At 23.7% G+C, this 1,715-nt stretch carries 2 protein-coding genes and 1 pseudogene; 1 reads left to right on the top strand and 2 read right to left on the bottom strand.

Going from position 1 to position 1,715, the window contains the following annotated elements:
- Positions 1-305, top strand: a pseudogene (locus ACTT9D_RS07320) (SAM-dependent methyltransferase); the annotation flags it as partial.
- Here ACTT9D_RS07320 and ACTT9D_RS07325 read toward each other — a convergent pair.
- Positions 302-1,000, bottom strand: a complete 699-nt coding sequence (locus ACTT9D_RS07325; protein WP_440931126.1) for a glycosyltransferase family 2 protein — start codon at positions 998-1,000, stop codon at positions 302-304. The pseudogene ACTT9D_RS07320 and the gene ACTT9D_RS07325 sit on opposite strands and share 4 nt — an antisense overlap.
- Positions 1,001-1,071: 71 nt before the next feature.
- Complete coding sequence (locus tag ACTT9D_RS07330) at positions 1,072-1,710, bottom strand: glycosyltransferase family 2 protein (RefSeq protein WP_440931127.1); 639 nt, start codon at positions 1,708-1,710, stop codon at positions 1,072-1,074.
- Between the last annotated feature and the right edge of the window lie 5 nt (positions 1,711-1,715).

Genomic DNA, 1,715 nt, shown 5'->3' on the forward strand with positions numbered 1-1,715 from the left:
CTAAGAAAAAATATATTATTGGATATGGTGCTCCAGCTAAAGTTACTACATTTTGCCATGTATTCAATCTTAATAAAAACCATTTTGATTTAATAGTAGATGATAATCCTTTGAAACAAAATAAATTTACTCCAGGAAAAAATATTAAGATTATTAGCTTAAAAAAGTTAAAAAAATTAAATTTTGATTACATCATTATACTGGCATGGAATTTTTCAAAACCAATAACTAAAATACTAAAACAAACTTTTAAAAATAAAAAATTTAAGATTATTATTCCTTTTCCAAAATTTAAAATTATTTAATTAAATCTATCTAAAATTATTCTTTTAAATGCATGTAATCCAACGTCCCAAGTACATTTTTTTCCATCTTTGTAAGTTCTAGACTCATAAAAAACTGAACACTGTCCAATGTTTTTAGTTTTTTTTATTGCCTGACAAATTATACTAAAGTCATATTCAAATTGATCTGCATTTCCATCAATATCCAACCATAAATTTTTATCAAACAATCTATAACAACATGCGCTATCTTTGATAGAAGTATTATAAAGTGTATTCATGAGGAATGTTAAAAGATTCACTGCAAATTCTCTAAAAAAAAAATACGGATGAGATATAGAAGTTTTCATATTTCTATAACCTATTACAAATTCTTTATTTTCATTTAATGCAATTTTTAAAAGTTTATTAATATCCTCTGGATCATATTCTAAATCTGCATCTTGTATTATTATAAAATCACCTGATACATAATTTTTAGCAATTTTTTGTGAATCTCCTTTTCCTTTATTTTTTTTTTTATAAATTGTTTTAACAAATTCATAAATCTCAAAAGATTTGATGATTTCAATTGATCCATCAGTGGAACAATCATCTATGATTATTATTTCTTTGCTAATGTTACTATATAATTTTAAATTTATTAATTTATCTAAGATTGTTCTTAACGTTTTATGTTCATTGTAAACTGGAACTATAATTGACAATTTTTTCATAATTTCATATTCATTTGGTTAAGAGAAGCTAAAGACAGTCAAAAAAAAATTAAAATTGAAAATTAATACAACTAACTTAATAAATTGTAATAAATTATACATCTTAATGCACTGAAACCATCCTTCCAAGTTATTTTTTTTCCATCAGAATATGTTCTACCATAGTATTTTACTCCAACTTCATAAATTCTTATATTTTTAATCTTAGCGATTTTAGCAGTAATTTCTGGTTCAAAACCAAATCGGTTTTCTTTTAAATTTATTTGTTTTATGATTTCTGTTTTAAAAACTTTATAGCATACTTCCATATCTGTAAGATTTAAATTGGTGAACATATTCGATAACACGGTTAAAACTTTATTACCGATAGTATGCCAAAAATATAGAACTCTTTTTTCTTCAGATCCAATAAATCTAGAACCATAAACTACATCGGCTACTCCATCATTGATTGGTTTGATTAATTTTTTATAATCATTTGGGTCATACTCCAAATCAGCATCTTGTATAAGAACATAGTCACCTTTAGCTGCCTGGATCCCTTCTCGTATGGAGTAACCTTTACCATAATTTTTATTATTTAGAATTAAATGATCAATTTTGTTTTTTAATTCATTTTTTAAAATATCTCTTGTCCTATCATTTGAAAAATCATCAATAACTATTATTTCCTTATCAAATTGATTTTGTAACTTAACTTTATCAATTATTTCTT

Source organism: Candidatus Pelagibacter sp. (assembly GCF_052049815.1).
In the GTDB taxonomy this organism is placed as follows: domain Bacteria; phylum Pseudomonadota; class Alphaproteobacteria; order Pelagibacterales; family Pelagibacteraceae; genus Pelagibacter.